The following is a 16328-nucleotide window of genomic DNA, read 5'->3' as shown; positions in this document are numbered from 1 at the left end:
TGAATCCGTGGATTTGTCAACCGGAGCGACCGGTCCGCCCCGCGAAACACCAAGATTCACGCCATGATTCTTTGGCATGGACCTTTTTCCGCGAACCTGTGTATACTGAGCATTCAACGATTTGATCACGGGGGGAACTCATGCCGGATAAACATATTCTTATGGTGGAAGACAGTCCGTTCTTCGCCTCGGTGGTACGCCGCAAGCTCGAGGAGGAAGGCGGATTCCGTGTGGATTGCGTGACGTCCTATAAGGAAGCCAAAGCGTTCCTCGACGCCCAGGGAAAAGGACTGTTTGCGGCGCTGCTGGATCTGCACCTGCCGGATTCGCCCAGGGGCGAGGTGGTGGACTATTTCGTGCGCCAGGGCATCCCGTCCATCGTGTTCACGGGGGAATTCAGTGAAGGCGTGCGCGATGTGGTTATGTCCAAAAACGTGGTGGACTACGTGCTCAAGGAGGGACCGGACAGCCTGAACGAAATTTTGGCGGCCCTGGAACGGCTGCGCCGCAACCGCGAGGTAAAGATCCTCGTGGTGGACGACTCGGCTTCGGCGCGCACACTGGTTTCGGATCTTCTGCGCACCCACCTTTACCAGGTTCTGGAGGCCGAGGACGGGGAACAGGCGTTGACCATGCTGCGGCAACACGCGGACATCCGCTTGATGGTCACGGATTTCAGCATGCCGGGACTGAGCGGCGTGGAACTGGTACGCGAGGTGCGTTCCTTCCGCCCCCGCCAGCGGCTGGCCATCGTGGGCCTTTCCGCAGAGAACAGCCCGCTCATCTCCGCCCGCTTCATCAAATCCGGGGCCAACGACTTTTTGCGCAAGCCCTTTCTGGTGGAGGAATTCCACTGCCGCATCCGGCAAAACATGGAAATTTTGGAATACCTGGATACCATCAAACGCATGGCGGAAAACGACTACCTCACCGGGCTGCCCAACCGCTACCATTTCATCCGCCGCGCCCGAACCACCCATGCCGAAGCCGTGAAGCGCGGCTATCCGCTCCAGGCCGTGATCCTCGACCTGGACCATTTTAAACGCATCAACGACCAGTACGGCCACAACGTGGGAGATCAGGTGCTGAAGAATTTCGCCTTACGGCTCTCGGACCGGTTCGGCCGCAACGGGCTGGTTTGCCGGTATGGTGGAGAAGAGTTTGCCCTGCTGCTCCCTGGCGTGAGCACGGCGCAGGTTCGTCCCGGGCTGGAAGCCTTTCTGCAGGAGGTTGCCGGGGCATCCGTCCCCACGGAAAAAGGAGAGGTAGCCTACACTGCCAGTGCCGGACTTGCGGACACCCCGGGGGAAAGCCTGGAAGACATGCTCAAGGACGCGGATACCATGCTCTACCAAGCCAAGCAGTCCGGCCGTAATCAGTTGGCCTGCTCCGTGTGTCCGACCCCGGAATAACGCCTGAATTCGTTCCACTTTTCAGCGATTCGGCCCTCCGGGGAGAACCCCTCCCCGGCCGAATACCTGAACCGTTCAGCGGCGCACCGAAGCAATGAGGTCGCCCAGACCGCGTGCGGCCTCGGCCAATTCATTCACGGCGCGGGAGGAATCATCCATTTCCCCGGCAATGCGCTCGGCAATGTCCGTGAGTTCGGCAATGCTTTTGTTCACATCGCCATGTTCCTCGGTCTGTTCCCGCGTGGCTTCGGCAATGCCGGCAATGCGTCTGGCTGTTTCCTCGGACAGCCCGGCTATGGTTTCCAGCGCCTCCCAGGTGCGCTTGACCAGGGCTTCGGCCTTGTCCACGGCCATATCCGCCTCTTTTGTCCGTTCCACATTGCGGCGCGATTCCTGCTGGATAGCGGCAATATCCTGTTCAACGCGACCGGTGGCCTGCATGGTTTTTTCCGCAAGTTTACGCACCTCGTCGGCCACCACCGCGAATCCGCGCCCGGCCTCGCCCGCCCGGGCCGCCTCGATAGCCGCATTCAGAGCCAGCAGGTTGGTCTGGTCGGCAACGTCGTTGATGACTTCCAAAATCTCGGTTACCCCTTCCACCCGATCACCCAGACGGGACATGTCGCTGCTGAGCAGGTTGGACAGCTCCCGTACCTGTTCGATGGCCTGTGCTGAATCCTGCATGACGGCCATGCCCTCCCGGGAGTGACGCACGGAATCCTGGGTACGGCGCTCCGCCTCCTCTGCCATGGACGCCGACGAGACCAACCCGGAATGCAGCCGCTCCATGGCCGAGGAAGCCCGTGCCACACGCTCGAACTGGGAGGCTGCCCCCTGGCTCACGCTGGACACGCGTTCCAGCAGCCGTTCCGAACCATCGGACACGATGCGCGAGGCCTCGCCCGCCTTGTGCGTCATTTCCATGAGCGCCCTGTTTTGCGCCTCAATGCGCTCTTCCTTGGCCCGAATGTCCGTGAGGTCCGAAGCCAGGGCCACGGCCCCGATATTTCGTCCATCCAGATCATACAGCGGGGCCACGTCCAGGCGCACCCGCAATTCGTCCCCGTCCATGTCGGACCAGCGCCGCTCCACGCCAAGTATGGCGCGGCCTTCCTCCACGCAGCGATGCAGCATGCTTTTGCTCTTGTCCCGGGTGAGCAAGAGCTGCTCCACAGGCTTGCCCACCACGTCCCTGCGTTCCTCACGATAGTTCACCAGGTCGAGGTAGGCATCATTCACATAGGAAACCTGCATGTGCTCATCCACCACCAGACAAGGCACGGTAACGGCCCGCAAAATCCCTTCGCTGAAACCGAGTCGCTTTTTCAACTCTTTGAACATGGCCAGAATATGCCCGGACAAGTCCTTCATTTCTCCGCTGAAATTTCCCTCCAGCCGGGCCGAGTAGTCCCCCGAAGCCACCCGGGACAAAAATTCGTCGATAACGCTCATAGGATGGATCAATTGCCGCCGCAGGATGCGCCAGGTCAGCATAGCAAGCAGCACCACCGTGACCACGCCCAGAATAAAGGCGGCAAGCCGAAGATTTCGCACCGGAGCAAAGGCCTCGGCGGTCTGAATCTCCGCCACCAGCACCCAGGTTTCCGCGCCAAAGGATACCGGGGCAGAGGCCGCGATCACGGAATCCCCAGCATAATTTTCCGTCACCCCGGCCCAGGAGTCCCCTTCCAACGCGGCACGCACAGGTTCGGTTTCCACCCGCCCGTTTTCCGGGTCCGCAAAGGACTGCTGCACACTATGCCCGGCCGGATCATTGCGCGTGTCCGAACGCATCAGCCGATCCGTACCCACAAGATAGGTTTCCCCGGTCTCCCCCATGCCCGTTCTGGTGCGCATGGCCCGTCCCAGCTCACGCAAGGGGAGTTGCAGCAGCGCCACGCCCTGCACGTCTCCGGTGTGGCTATGCACGGGCGCGGCCACAAACGCCACGGGCCGATGGTCCAACACGGCCAGCGGTTCCACGTCCGCAAAGGCGATTTCCCCCTGCAATGCCCGGGCAAACGCACGCCCGAGATTGGTTCCCCGAAAGGATTCGCCCTTCAGATCCACGCCCCGCAGCGGAGATTGATTATAGGAAAATAAGACGCTTCCGTAATCCTCCGCCAGCAAGGCATCCTCAAAGCCGAGCGTTTCCACGAACGGGGCAAAGCTGGGGCTGACATAGGCGTGGTCTTCGAGAAATTCCGGGTCTTCGTAGTCGTCATACATGCGCAGCATGCCCAGGGCGTTGTAGACCTCCTTGACCTCGGCATAGATGCCGACCTCGGCGGTCCACTTATCCACCAGGGTTTCCATTGCAATGCGCTTGCCGTCCCGCACGGATCGCAATTGGTCCATGGCCTGTATTCGCAGGCTTCCGGCCGCCGTGTTCACGCTGTAGGTACCCATGAGCAGCAAGGGAAGCAGCCCGGCGGCCATGCACAAAATCATCATTTTTTTCTTTAAGGACATCGGGACCCTCTTTAACAACTGTATTGACGCACATCCCCCCGGATCGACGGGATGGTACGTACCCTGCACTTTTGCCTGTTACGATCGCGTGACGATTACGCGACGATTGCAATAAAAAAACAGCCCCCGCACGAGTAACTCCGTGCAGGGGCTGTGAATGGTCCGCAGTAACAGCAGTATCAGGATACGGATTTGGCCTTGGGCCAGATTTCCTCCACGCGTTCCACCAGTTCAATCTGGATGCGCTTGCGCAGTTCCTCAGGAATATCCTGCAAGTCTTTATTGTTCTGGGCCGGAATCAGGGCGTGCTTCATGCCCTTGGCCACGGCCGCGAGGATCTTTTCCTTGATGCCGCCCACGGGCAGCACCCGGCCGCGCAACGAAATCTCGCCGGTCATGACCAGATCGGGCCGCACCGGGGTTTCTGTGAGCGCGGAAATGAGCGCCGTCACCAGGGTCACGCCGGCGGACGGTCCGTCCTTGGGCGTGGCGCCGGCAGGCACGTGTACGTGGATGTCCCGATTTTCGGTAAACGACGGATCAATGCCGTACTCCCCGGCATGGGCGCGGGCAAAGGAAAGCGCGGCCTGGGCCGATTCCTTCATGACGTCGCCCAGCTTGCCCGTGAGCAGCAGCTTGCCCTTGCCGGGCATGGTGGTCACTTCCACATGCAGGGTTTCGCCGCCCACCGGGGTCCAGGCCAATCCAAGGGCCACGCCCGGAGGCAGATCCGGCTCGGTTTCATCCTCAAGGAACCGCGGCACCCCGAGGATGGTGTGCAGATTCTCCGTGCTCACGACATAGGGTCCGGCCTCGTCCTCGGCCTTTTTGCGGGCCATCTTGCGACACACGGATCCCACCTCGCGTTCCAGGTTCCGTAGCCCGGCCTCGCTGGTGTATTCGCGGATGATGCGGGAGAGCACGCCCTCGCCGAGTTCCAGCTCCCCTTCTTTCAGACCGTTGTCCTTGGCCTGGCGGGGAACGATGTACCGCTCCGCAATGGTAACCTTTTCCTGCTCGGTATACCCGGGGATGCGGATCACTTCCATGCGGTCCAGCAACGGCTGGGGGATGGTGTCCAGCACGTTGGCCGTGCAGATGAACATCACCTTGGACAGATCGAACGGCACATTCAGATAATGGTCCGTAAAGCTGTTGTTCTGTTCCGGGTCCAGCACCTCTAGCAATGCCGAGGACGGGTCACCCCGAAAATCCGAGCCGAGCTTGTCGATTTCATCGAGCATGATCACGGGGTTGCGCTTGCCGCAGAGCTTCAGCGCCTGGACAATGCGGCCCGGCATGGATCCGATGTAGGTCCGGCGGTGGCCACGGATCTCGGCTTCGTCCCGCATGCCGCCCAGGGACATGCGATGGAATTTACGCCCCAGGGAGCGGGCAATGGAACGGCCCAGCGAGGTTTTGCCCACGCCCGGCGGTCCCACGAAACAAAGAATCGGTCCCTTCATTTTGGGATTGAGCTTGCGCACGGAAAGATATTCAAGGATGCGGTCCTTGACCTTGGTCAGGTCGTAGTGATCCTCGTCCAGGATGCGCGCAGCCTCCTTGATGTCCAGCCGATCGCGGGAAATCTTTTTCCACGGCAATTCGATCATCCAATCCAAATAGGTCCGGATGACCGTGGCTTCCGAGGATTCCGCGTGCATGCCTTCCAGCCGCTTGAGCTGCTTGTAGACTTCCTTGCGCACGTCTTTGGGCATGCCCGCCCGCTCAATGGCCCGGGCCAGCTGCTCCATTTCCTCGCCTTCGGAATCGCTGTCGCCCAGCTCCCGCTTGATGGCCTTAAGCTGTTCCCGAAGATAAAAGTCGCGCTGCGCCCGGTCCATGCCCTCTTTGGCCATGTTCTGGATCTTATTCTGCATTTGCGCCACTTCCACTTCTTTGCTCAGCTGCGTGGCGGCCATGCGCAGGCGTTCCACAGGCTCGCGGCACTCCAGGATGTCCTGGGCCTCAGGCACGGTAATGCGCAGGTTCGAGGCGATGAGGTCGGCCAGGCGGCCCGGCTCATGCACGTTGTTCAGCACGGCCATGATGTCCTGGGGCGTGATGCCGCGCAGGGTCAAAATGCGCTCGCTCTGTTCGCGGGAGGACCGCATCAGCGCTTCGGTTTCCGCGTTGTTTTCGGTCTCCTGTTCGCGCAGGATCCGAATCTCCGCCTCGTGGTATTCCTCATTGCCCGTGAAGCGTCGCACCTCGGCGCGAGCCAGCCCCTGCACCAGGATCTTCAGCCGGCCGTCCGGCATTTTGAGCATGCGCATGACCGTGGCCACAGTGCCCACTTCATACAATTCCTCGGTTTCGGGGTCTTCCACGGACTCGTCGCGCTGGGTGAGGATAAGGATATGCCGCTTGCCGGAAAGCGCCGCGTCCACGGCCTTGACGGATTTTTCCCGGCCCACGTACAGCGGAAGGATCATGTAGTTGAAAACCACGATATCTCGCACGGCAAGCACGGGCAGAACTTCGGGTATGTCCCGTTCATCCTGCTCGGTAAGCCCCCCGGTGATATCCTGCACCGGAATGCCGCCCTGGTCTTCGCCCCCGCTGAACAGGCGCTCCGCCTCTTCCCGGGCGTCTACGGGCGCGGGACGGCTCCCGCTTTTGACCCGGCGCAGGCGTTTGGGCTTGATGGGTGTTTTTTTCTTCTTGCTCAAGGGTCGTCCTTTGATTCTCAGTCGTATGTTCGGCACGGAACAGGGAGAGTGTTTCCTATGCGGGAATGTATTTCCAGTATTATCCCTGATAAGACGTCCTGGCTCAATGACAAGGGGGTGATTTAATAACGCACTTCAAAATTTTTAAAAACTTCTTCGGATTCGATGTACTCCTCGCGCACCTCGCTCACGCGGGCCAGGGGAGCGCCGCGGCGCAACTCCCGGGCCAGACGTTCCAGCGCCTGCTCGTCACCCTGGGCCACCACGCGCACACGGCCGTCGGCACGGTTGCGAACATACCCCCGCACACCCAGCATCCGCGCCACCTCCCGGGTCCAAGCCCGAAAGCATACCCCCTGCACACGCCCGTCAACATCCGCCTGATACGTTCGCATTCGGCTTCCTCCCTCGTTTCCCGCCCTGGGGTTCCGCTTAGAGCAACCCTTGCGCCTGAAAGCTGAAATGCCGCTCTTCGGCCACCACAAGATGGTCCAACAGGCGCACACCCATTTCCTGGGCCACCCTCTTGATCCGCATGGTCATGCGAATGTCCTCGTCCGAAGGTGAAGGATCCCCGCCCGGATGGTTATGCACGAGAATCATACCCGAGGCCTCGTGCCGCAACGCCAGGGCCAGCACTTCCCGCGGGTAGACCTGGGTCTGGTCCACGGTACCCTTGCTCACGCATTCCCAGGCCCGCACCCGATTGCGGTTATCCACCAGAGCCACCCAGAATTCCTCCACGCCCTTGGTGCCGAAACGGGCCTTGGCTCCCTCAGCCACCCGATCCGGATCGTCAAGCACCTCCCGACGCGAGGCGCTCGGCTCGTTCATGCGCGCCCAAACCTCCCGGTACAAGGCCCAGGAGGAGAGCAGCGCGTCTCCAAATCCCTTGATCTCAGCGAGTTGGGCGTCCGGGGCATAGAGCACGCCGCGCAGGGTGCCGAAGCGGGCCAACAATTCCTTGGCCAGCGGTTTGGTGTCCTGCCGGGGCAAGGTGCGCGCCAACAGCAATTCCAAGACCTCGTAATCCGCCAGGGAGCGCGGTTCACGGGCCAACCGCTCCCGCAGCCGACGGCGATGTCCATGATAATGGGGTTTTTCCATGTGATTCCTTTTCCGCGGGGCAACTATTTTCAGCGTCGGCCATCTTGCCCCAGACCCGAGGGGCGGGTCAACGGTATGCGAGGGGGGAGAAACAGAAGAGGATCAATGCCCATAGAGCCGGGTCAGGTCGGCCACCAGCTTTTCCAGCGCCTGATCCGGACGGCGTTCCCCGGACTTGACGCCCTGTTCCGCGGCCATGCACAGGTCGAACAACACGGCCACGCCACGGGGTCCGAGCCGTTGCGCCAGGGGCGTCTTTTTCTTGACAACAAAGGGATGGACCTTGGCCCGCTGTTCTTCCCCGGCCAGGATCAAGCCAAGGATACGCGCCTCGCGCGCCAGAGAGCCGAGCAAAGGAAAAAGCATCTGTTCCTTGGATTGCTTGCGCTGATCCCGCAACACCCGCTCCCACACGGCCACGGGGTCGCCCCCCTGACTCAGGGCGTCAGTAAAGGCGAAAAAATCCATCTCCCGGTCCGTGGCGATGAGCGCGGCCAATTCCGGCTTGACGATCGTATCGTCACCCACGGCCAGTTCAATCTTCTCCAGCTCCAATGTGGCCGCGCGCGCATCGCACGGCAAGGCCTGGGCCAGCGTCTGTTGCGCGCCCCGCGCCAGTTTGAGACCCCGCTCTTCGGCCCATTGCCCCACAAAATCACCCAATGTCCGAGGATTCAACCCGGGTTGCTCCCACACCCAGCCACGCTTGGAAGCGGCCTTCCAGAGTGGACGGCGGGCCAGGGCCGCAGGCACGGGCGCTTTTTTCTTCCACTCCCCTTCCAGGCAAAACACCGGCAGCACGCTGGACGGTTTGGCGGCCAGGGCATCGGCCAGGCGATCCCAATCCGCGGCCTTGAGCAAATGGGCGCGTCGCAACACCACGACCTTGGGCGTGGCAAATAAATTTTGGATGGTCAGATCCTGCCAAAAGGATTCCGGCAGGGGCGGATCATCGTCCCCCCAATAGACCTTGCGTTCATGGTCCGGGGTCTGTTGTAGCTGCTGCTCGATCCGACGGGCCATGAGCTGACCGTCGGGGCAGACCAGGAAAAGAACGTCCGGCCCGGCCACGGCTCAATACCCCTGGGTGAGTCGGTCCACGGCCCGGCGCACGGCCAACTCCGTGACCTCCATGTCCGCCGCGGTGGTGGAATTGCCGAAATAACTCTCGCTCTCGGCAATGGTTCCCGAACTCCAGACCACCGTGTCCGTGGCCCGGGAGACCATGTCCACACGCATGGTGATGCTGGCGGAATAGCGCAGGGTGTCGTCATCCGCATCCCGCACCTTGGAGGAGCGGGAATAGCGGTCAATGACCACGCGCACCAGCAGATCCGCCTGGGCGCGGGAGGTCCAGCGGGTCCAGCCCCGGCGCGTCAGCTCGTCGCGCAACACGGAGCGCAGACGCGGACCGAGCCAGGTTTGCAACGTAGGGTTATCCACGCGTTCCATGAACAGGGAACGCTGGTCCTGGTCCAGGGCGACCGGACCGTTGGCAGCCAGATGGTAGCCGCATCCCGCCAGGGATACGAAAAGAAGGATCGTCGGCACCAGGGCCGTCCACTGCTTGCGAAACATGCCACCTCCAGACGTTGGCGGGCCGCAGAACCCTTCGAACCCCCAAGCGGCACACCGCCCAGAGGCTGCGCTGCATATCGCATTCCCATCGATTCCAGGCAAGGCCTTCCCGCCACGGCCCGCCAAGATCGTCCTTTGGCGAGCCTTCCGCGCTATTCGGCAGGCAAGGCGCGGTTTGCGGCGGGATGCGCTGCGGCCGGGAAAAATCCCCGCTGCCGAGCGGCTATCGGACCACGATGTTCACGAGCTTGCCAGGCACGACCACGACCTTGACCACGGTCTTGTCTTCCAGATACCGGGCCACGTTTTCCACGGCCATGCACGCGGCCTTGACGGATTCTTCGTCCGCATCCCGGGCAACGGTGATTTTGCCGCGCACCTTGCCGTTCACCTGGGCCACCACCGTGACCTCCTCGGTGACCAGGGCGGCTTCGTCATACTCGGGCCAGGGCTGCTCGGAAACCACACCCTGATGACCGATGGCCTCCCAGATCTCCTCACACACGTGCGGAGCCATGGGCGAAAGCAGGGTCACGGCCGTGGCCAGGGCGGAAGAGAGATAGCAACGGCCCTGTTCGTCGGCTTTGAGCGTATCCTTGAGCTGGTACATTTCGTTGACCAACTCCATGATGGCGGCAATGGCGGTATTGAACTGGAAGCTGTTTTCAATGCTTCGGGTCACGCGGCGCACGGTGTCGTGCTCCTTGCGGCGCATGCGCTTGACCGCCTCGGACAGGTCACCCTCCGCAGGGTGGCAGGGCCGCACGCAGATCAGGCCGCCTTCCAATTCCTCGGCCAGCCGCCAGAGGCGGCCGATGAAACGGAACGAACCGTCGATGCCACGGTCGGACCACTCCAGTTCCTTTTCCGGCGGGGCCGCAAAAAGAATGAAGAGCCGGGTGGCGTCGGCGCCGTACTTGGCGATCATGGCACCGGGGTCCACCACATTGCCCTTGGACTTGGACATCTTGGCCCCGTCCAGCACCACCATGCCCTGGGTGAGCAGATGCTCGAACGGTTCGTCGGCAGTGATCAACTCTTCGTCCCGCAGCACCTTGGTGAAGAAGCGGGCGTAGAGCAGGTGCAAAATGGCGTGCTCAATGCCGCCGATATATTGGTCCACGGGCATCCAATAGTCCACGGCTTCGGGATCGAAGGGAGCGGTGTCGATGCGCGCATCCGTGTAGCGCAGGAAGTACCAGGAGGACTCCACAAAGGTGTCCAGGGTGTCGGTCTCGCGCCGGGCCGGTTTGCCGCACGTGGGGCAGGGTACGTTGACCCAGTCCTCCAGGAAGGGCAGCGGGGACTTGCCGTCCTCGCGCAGGGCCGCGTCCTCGGGCAGCGTCACGGGGAGCTGGTCCTCGGGTACGGGCACCATGCCGCACTCGGGGCAGTGGATCACAGGGATGGGCGCGCCCCAATACCGCTGTCGGGAAATGTTCCAGTCGCGCAGGCGGAAGTTCACGGTCATGCGGCCCAGACCTTTTTCGTCCAGGTGCTCCACGATGCGCTTTTTGGCTTCCTCATTGGGCAGGCCGTCAAAGGGCGCGGAGTTCACCAGCACGCCCGGTTCGGTGTAGGCCTCGGTCATGGTTTCCGGCTCCAGTTCGCTCTCCTCGGGCCGGATGACCACCTGCATGGGCAGGTCATACTTGCGGGCAAAGTCAAAGTCGCGCTGGTCGTGAGCGGGTACAGCCATGACCGCGCCGGTGCCGTAGCCCATGAGCACGAAGTTGGCCACGTAGATGGGCATTTCCTGGCCGGTGACCGGGTTGATGCAGTAGGCACCCGTGAACACGCCCTCTTTTTCCGTATCGTCAGCCGCGCGGTGGAACTTGTCCATGTTCACGCATTTTTCCACAAAGGCGCGCACTTCGTCGGCCCGATCCGTGCCGCTGATGAGCTTTTCCACCAGGGGATGTTCGGCGGCCAGGCTCATGAAGGTGGCGCCGAACAGGGTGTCGGGCCGGGTGGTGAACACGTCCACGGTCTCATCGCTGCCCTTGATGCCAAAGGTCAGTTCCGCGCCGTAGCTCTTGCCGATCCAGTTGGACTGCATGGTCAGGACCGAATCGGGCCACTTTTCCTTCATCTTGTCCAACCATTCCAGCAGCTCATCCGCGTAGTCCGTGATGCGCAGGAACCATTGTTCCAGCTCTTTCTGGATTACGGGGCTGTCGCAACGCCAGCATTTGCCGTCCTCCACCTGCTCGTTGGCCAGTACGGTCTGACAGGTGTCGCACCAGTTCTGCATGGCGTTCTTGCGGTAGAGCAGTCCTTTTTCCATGAACTTGAGGAAAAAGAGCTGTTCCCAGCGGTAGTATTCAGGACGACAGGTGGCCAGCTCGCGCTTCCAATCATAGGAATATCCGAGCCGCTTGAGCTGCTCGCGCATCTCGTCGATGTTGGAATAGGTCCACTTGGCGGGGTGGGTGTTGTGCTTGATGGCCGCGTTTTCCGCGGGCATGCCAAAGGCGTCCCAGCCCATGGGATGCAGCACGTTGCAGCCCTGCATCCGCTTGTAGCGGGCCACCACGTCGCCGATGGAATAGTTGCGCACATGGCCCATGTGAATCTTCCCCGAAGGGTAGGGGAACATTTCTAGGACATAATACTTTTCCCGGTCAGGCTCGGTCCGCACTTCGAAGCAGCCGTTTTCGCTCCAGGTCTTCTGCCATTTCTTTTCCACGGCTTCCGGTTCGTATTTTCCCAGGGGCATGCGCGTTTCCTTCTAGAATGTCTTGTGCTGACCCAGGTCGCCGCTTTCCACGGCGCGGGCCGCGGCGTCCAGGATTCCATTGATGAAATTACGGGAATTACCGTCCCCGAACTCCTTGGAAAGCTCAATGGCCTCGTTGATGGCCACCTTCAACGGCAGTTCGGTAAACAGCATCTCAAACAGTGCCAACCGCAGAATGGTCAATTCCACCTTGGCGATGCGTTCCAGCTTCCAATGCTTGGAGTAGCGGTTCACGATCTCGTCCAACTGCCTGGCCCGGCAATACACGCCCAGGACCAGGTCGTGGGCGAACTCGCTCACGCTTTCATTTTCCACGGCCAGGACCGCCGGATTCTCGGCAAAGTCCCGTTCCAGGGCGGAAACATCCTCGGATGCGGTAAAACTCTGGGCAAAGAGCACCTGGAACGCAAGCATCCGCCCGGTGCGGCGGTTGCTCTTGCGTCTGTTCCCCGCGCCTTTGCGCGGAGCCTTGAAGTCGTCCATCATTCGTTTACAACTGCTCCATCACGCGAATGGTTTCAAGCACGGCCGAAGCCGCTTCCACGCCCTTGTTGCCAGCCTTGGAACCGGCACGCTCGATGGCCTGCTCCAGGGTGTCGCAGGTGAGCACGCCGAAGCCCACGGGCAAATTGGTCTCCAGGCTCACCTGGGCCAGTCCCTTGGCGCATTCATTGGCCACGAAATCAAAATGGGGAGTGGAACCGCGGATCACGGCACCGAGGCAGATGATGCCGTCGTACTTGCCGCTCTGGGCCAGCTTGCGCACCACCACGGGCATTTCAAAGGCACCGGGCAGGCGCACCAGGGTCATGTCCTCGCGGTCCATGCCGTGGCGGGTCAGGTAGTCCACGGCCCCGGAAACGAGACGGTCCACGATGAAGTCATTAAAGCGGGCGGCCACCAGGGCCACTTTCACGCCCTTGGCTTCCAGGCGTCCTTCGATGGTTTGAATATGCGGCATGGAATCCTCCGAAATGTTTCACAAACGGTTCAAAAACAGCGATCCGGGCAACACTTCCGCAACGTACCGGCCTGCGCGTCGCGTCCGCGCTGTGGTCCGGCTCATTTCGGTATCCGGCTTCCCGCCATTGTTCAACCGTCCGTCTGGTATTTTTTTTAACGCCCCATCAGCCGTCGGCTTTTTCGTCAAGATGCAGCATGTGGCCCATCTTGTCCTTCTTGGTGCGCAGATAGCCCATGTTGTAGGCGCAGGCGCCGGTTTCAATGGGGACGCGCTCCACGACTTCCAGGCCGTAGCCTTCCAGTCCAACCATTTTCTTGGGGTTGTTGGTCATGAGCCGCATCTTGGAAACACCAAGGGCCACGAGGATTTGCGCACCAGTGCCGTAGTCGCGCATGTCCGGTGGAAAGCCCAGACGCTGGTTGGCCTCAACGGTGTCCAGGCCTTCGTCCTGCAAGTGGTAGGCGCGGATCTTGTTGCCCAGGCCGATGCCCCGGCCCTCCTGACGCATGTAGAGCACCACGCCCTTGCCCTCGCGCTCGATCATGCACATGGCATCGGCCAGCTGGTTGCCGCAGTCGCAGCGCATGGAGCCGAACACGTCTCCGGTGAGGCACTCGGAATGCACGCGAACCAGCACCGGATCCTCGGGGGTGATGTCCCCCTTGACCAGGGCGATGTGTGTTTTGCCGTCGGCCTCGCAGTGGAAGGCCACGGTGCGGAAATGGCCGTAGCGGGTGGGCAGGTCCGCCTCGGCGGTCTTGCTCACGGTGCCGCCGCCAAAACGCATGCGGTAGGCGATGAGATCCTTGACCGCGCAAATTTTAAGACCGTGCTTTTCGGCAAAAGGCTCCAGATCGTTCATGCGGGACATGGAACCGTCGTCATTCATGATTTCGCAGATCACGCCCGCGGGCTTCATGCCAGCCAGTCCGGCCAGGTCCACGCTGCCTTCGGTCTGGCCGGCGCGCACCAGGGTGCCGCCCTCGCGGGCGCGCAAGGGAAAGACGTGGCCCGGGGTCACGATGTCCTGGGGCTGCACGCCGTCGTCCACGGCCGTGAGCACGGTGTGGGCGCGGTCAAACGCGCTGATGCCCGTGGTCACGCCTTCAGCCGCCTCAATGGAGAGGGTGAAGTTCGTACCGAACTGGGACTTGTTGGACTGGGTCATGAGCGGAAGATTGAGCCGGTCCACCAGCTCCGGGGCCATGGCCAGACAGATCAGCCCCCGGCCTTCCTTGGCCATAAAGTTGATGATCTCGGGCGTGACCTTTTCCGCAGCGCAGACAAGATCCCCCTCGTTTTCGCGGTCCTCGTCATCCACCATGATGACCATGCGTCCGGCGCGAATGTCCTCAATTGCTTCTTCTATGGTGCAAAGCGGCATTGTGTTTCCTCGCAAACGATTTGCCCGGCATCAGCGCCCAAAATGCGCCGACAGCCGGGAACCCCCATGCATACCCTAAAGCCCCCACGAAGTTAAGGGGGGATTTTCAGTCTCCTGGAACAGCCGTAACAACTCGTATTCAATAGGAAAAAGGATATTACTGGTCACATTCGGTCCGGATTTTGCTTCTTTCGCTGGGTTCAATAACGCCTGGAGGTCCACGTTGAAATTTCGCAGATCCACATTTGCCGCATTCCTAACCGCCTTTCCGCTCCTTTTGGCCGGGATATCGCTTCTCATCCCCGGAATAGGCTCCACATTTTTGTCAATCCCCCCTTGGACAATATTCCTGTCCGGCGGGGTGTGTCTGACCCTTGGCCTGGCAGGGGCCGGTCTGGCGATTCGCGAATCAGGCCGGGAGGCACGCTTTCTCAACGAGCTGGATTCATGGACTAAAGCAGCGAATGAAGCCCTGCGTTCCGTCCAGGAAAACGCAACTCCCGCAGTATGGAGTCCCGAATTTGGCATCCTTGAACAACGGATTCCACAAATTTGTGACCTGGAACAGGAACTCCAAACGCTGATCCAGGAGCGTCAGACCCTGCAGCAGGAACTGGACAGCGAGCGGCGATCCACGGCCCAGGCCCGCAAGGATACCCACGACGAACGGCACAGAGCCACCCTGCAACGCGAAGCCGGTCTGCGCTCCAGCGCCCACGCCCTGGAGCGCGCCCTCACCGACATCCAAAAGGCGGCCGAACAGGTGCGGGATGCCTCTTCCCAGGCCTCCCAAGGCGCGGAATCCCAGCGTTCCAGCCTTACGTCCACGGCCTCGGCCATGGAAGAGATGAACTGCACCGTGATCGAAGTGGCCCGCAACGCCGAGGAAGCGTCCCAGGCCGCAGCAGACACCCGCAGCTGCGCCGACGACGGCGCCCGGGAAATGCATAGAACCGAACAGGACATTGAATCCGTGGCCGACCATACCCGGCAGCTTTCCACACACATTGCCGCGCTGGGGGATCATGCCGATGCCATCCGCAGGGTCATGAGCCTGATTTCCGACATCGCGGACCAGACCAACCTGCTGGCTCTCAATGCCGCCATTGAAGCGGCGCGTGCAGGCGAATCCGGTCGGGGATTCGCCGTAGTCGCGGATGAGGTGCGCAAATTGGCCGAAAAAACCATGGACGCCACCAGTGAGGTTCACGATACGGTGCGGGCCATTCAGGAAGGCGTAACCCAGGCCAGCGGAGAAATGGGCCAGGCCACCGAACAGGTGACCGACGCCGTGGAGCAGGCGCGTCAATCCCGAACCACCCTGGACCGCATCGTGGAGTTGTCCCGGGCCAGTTCCCGACAGGTGCGCTCCATTGCCGTGGCCGCGGAGCAGCAGGCCAAGACCAGCGAAGAGATCAACCGGACCATCGGCGAGGTGAGCCGCATTGCAGACCATACCACCGAGGTCATGCAGCGATCAGACAACGCGGTATCGGCTCTGGCCGAACAGGTGCGGGAACTGGGGCTGGTCAACAGCGTATTTGACATGGTGGGCGGCGGCGGTCCCAGAAAAGTGGTCCAGGGACTTGCACAGGATCCGGGCATTCTCTCTCTGCAACGGGAGCGGCAGGAAGCCGCGCTGCGCCGGGCTGTCCGTTCAAACGGCTCCCTGGAACTGTTGTACGTCACGGACGCCCGGGGAAGGCAGACCGTCAGCAACATCGCCCAACCCGACAGCGCCACGCCCGAAGACGCCAAAGCCTTTGGAAGGGATTGGTCGGCCCGGCCCTGGTATACCGAGGCCATGCAAAGCGGCACGCTCTCGCTGTCGGATATTTATACCTCCGAGACATCGGGAGCGCCGTGCATCACGGTTTCCATTCCCATGCGCGACCGCGAGGGCGGCGTGGTGGGCGTGGTGGCGGCTGATATTCGTGTGGGAGGAGACAAGGGCCGCGGTACCACGGCAAGCTGAGATCAACGCGCTGGCGCACTGCGC

Annotated in this window: 12 protein-coding genes; 2 read left to right on the top strand and 10 right to left on the bottom strand. The window is 61.4% G+C overall.

Annotated elements, in window-relative coordinates; translation table 11 throughout:
• Positions 1–140: 140 nt before the first annotated feature.
• Positions 141–1412 (top strand): diguanylate cyclase domain-containing protein, encoded by a 1272-nt coding sequence (locus B5D49_RS08165; RefSeq protein WP_078717198.1) that lies wholly within the window; start codon positions 141–143, stop codon positions 1410–1412.
• A gap of 75 nt (positions 1413–1487) precedes the next feature.
• On the opposite strand, the gene B5D49_RS08160 is transcribed toward B5D49_RS08165, so the two are convergent.
• From B5D49_RS08160 to B5D49_RS08115, 10 genes are all read right to left on the bottom strand, one after another.
• On the bottom strand, positions 1488–3884 hold the full coding sequence (locus tag B5D49_RS08160) for a methyl-accepting chemotaxis protein (RefSeq protein ID WP_078717197.1): 2397 nt from the start codon (positions 3882–3884) through the stop codon (positions 1488–1490).
• 179 nt (positions 3885–4063) lie between these two features.
• Positions 4064–6418, bottom strand: a complete 2355-nt coding sequence (gene lon / locus B5D49_RS08155) for an endopeptidase La (protein ID WP_407670528.1) — start codon at positions 6416–6418, stop codon at positions 4064–4066.
• Between the two features lie 260 nt (positions 6419–6678).
• A complete protein-coding gene (locus B5D49_RS08150) occupies positions 6679–6951 on the bottom strand; it encodes an acylphosphatase (protein WP_078717195.1) in 273 nt (90 codons plus the stop codon).
• A 37-nt stretch (positions 6952–6988) separates the two neighbouring features.
• The gene (gene radC / locus B5D49_RS08145) at positions 6989–7663 is read right to left on the bottom strand and encodes a RadC family protein (RefSeq protein ID WP_078717194.1); all 675 of its coding nucleotides are present in this window, start codon (positions 7661–7663) and stop codon (positions 6989–6991) included.
• Positions 7664–7765: 102 nt separating this feature from the next.
• Positions 7766–8734: a DNA polymerase III subunit delta gene (gene holA, locus B5D49_RS08140; RefSeq protein WP_234990665.1), complete on the bottom strand. Its 969-nt coding sequence runs from the start codon at positions 8732–8734 to the stop codon at positions 7766–7768.
• Positions 8735–8737: 3 nt separating this feature from the next.
• Positions 8738–9241 (bottom strand): LPS assembly lipoprotein LptE, encoded by a 504-nt coding sequence (lptE, locus tag B5D49_RS08135; RefSeq protein ID WP_078717193.1) that lies wholly within the window; start codon positions 9239–9241, stop codon positions 8738–8740.
• 223 nt (positions 9242–9464) lie between these two features.
• The gene (leuS, locus tag B5D49_RS08130; protein ID WP_078717192.1) at positions 9465–11960 is read right to left on the bottom strand and encodes a leucine--tRNA ligase; all 2496 of its coding nucleotides are present in this window, start codon (positions 11958–11960) and stop codon (positions 9465–9467) included.
• 12 nt (positions 11961–11972) lie between these two features.
• Entirely contained in the window at positions 11973–12467 is a 495-nt protein-coding gene (nusB, locus tag B5D49_RS08125; RefSeq protein WP_144019317.1) for a transcription antitermination factor NusB, read from the bottom strand.
• A 4-nt stretch (positions 12468–12471) separates the two neighbouring features.
• Positions 12472–12942, bottom strand: a complete 471-nt coding sequence (gene ribH / locus B5D49_RS08120) for a 6,7-dimethyl-8-ribityllumazine synthase (RefSeq protein ID WP_078717191.1) — start codon at positions 12940–12942, stop codon at positions 12472–12474.
• Positions 12943–13108: 166 nt separating this feature from the next.
• On the bottom strand, positions 13109–14329 hold the full coding sequence (locus tag B5D49_RS08115) for a bifunctional 3,4-dihydroxy-2-butanone-4-phosphate synthase/GTP cyclohydrolase II (RefSeq protein WP_078717190.1): 1221 nt from the start codon (positions 14327–14329) through the stop codon (positions 13109–13111).
• Between the two features lie 361 nt (positions 14330–14690).
• On the opposite strand from B5D49_RS08115, the gene B5D49_RS08105 reads away from it, so the two are divergent.
• Positions 14691–16304 (top strand): methyl-accepting chemotaxis protein, encoded by a 1614-nt coding sequence (locus tag B5D49_RS08105; RefSeq protein WP_078717188.1) that lies wholly within the window; start codon positions 14691–14693, stop codon positions 16302–16304.
• Positions 16305–16328 lie beyond the last annotated feature (24 nt).

The organism is Paucidesulfovibrio gracilis DSM 16080 (assembly GCF_900167125.1).
In the GTDB taxonomy this organism is placed as follows: domain Bacteria; phylum Desulfobacterota; class Desulfovibrionia; order Desulfovibrionales; family Desulfovibrionaceae; genus Paucidesulfovibrio; species Paucidesulfovibrio gracilis.
This window is presented reverse-complemented; position numbering and strand designations above follow the sequence as displayed.

Coding starts and splice junctions, on each gene's coding strand:
- B5D49_RS08165 (WP_078717198.1), top strand. CDS start 141: ATGCCGGATAAACATATTCTTATGGTGGAAGACAGTCCGTTCTTCGCC.
- B5D49_RS08160 (WP_078717197.1), bottom strand. CDS start 3,884: ATGTCCTTAAAGAAAAAAATGATGATTTTGTGCATGGCCGCCGGGCTG.
- B5D49_RS08150 (WP_078717195.1), bottom strand. CDS start 6,951: ATGCGAACGTATCAGGCGGATGTTGACGGGCGTGTGCAGGGGGTATGC.
- radC (WP_078717194.1), bottom strand. CDS start 7,663: ATGGAAAAACCCCATTATCATGGACATCGCCGTCGGCTGCGGGAGCGG.
- lptE (WP_078717193.1), bottom strand. CDS start 9,241: ATGTTTCGCAAGCAGTGGACGGCCCTGGTGCCGACGATCCTTCTTTTC.
- leuS (WP_078717192.1), bottom strand. CDS start 11,960: ATGCCCCTGGGAAAATACGAACCGGAAGCCGTGGAAAAGAAATGGCAG.
- nusB (WP_144019317.1), bottom strand. CDS start 12,467: ATGATGGACGACTTCAAGGCTCCGCGCAAAGGCGCGGGGAACAGACGC.
- ribH (WP_078717191.1), bottom strand. CDS start 12,942: ATGCCGCATATTCAAACCATCGAAGGACGCCTGGAAGCCAAGGGCGTG.
- B5D49_RS08115 (WP_078717190.1), bottom strand. CDS start 14,329: ATGCCGCTTTGCACCATAGAAGAAGCAATTGAGGACATTCGCGCCGGA.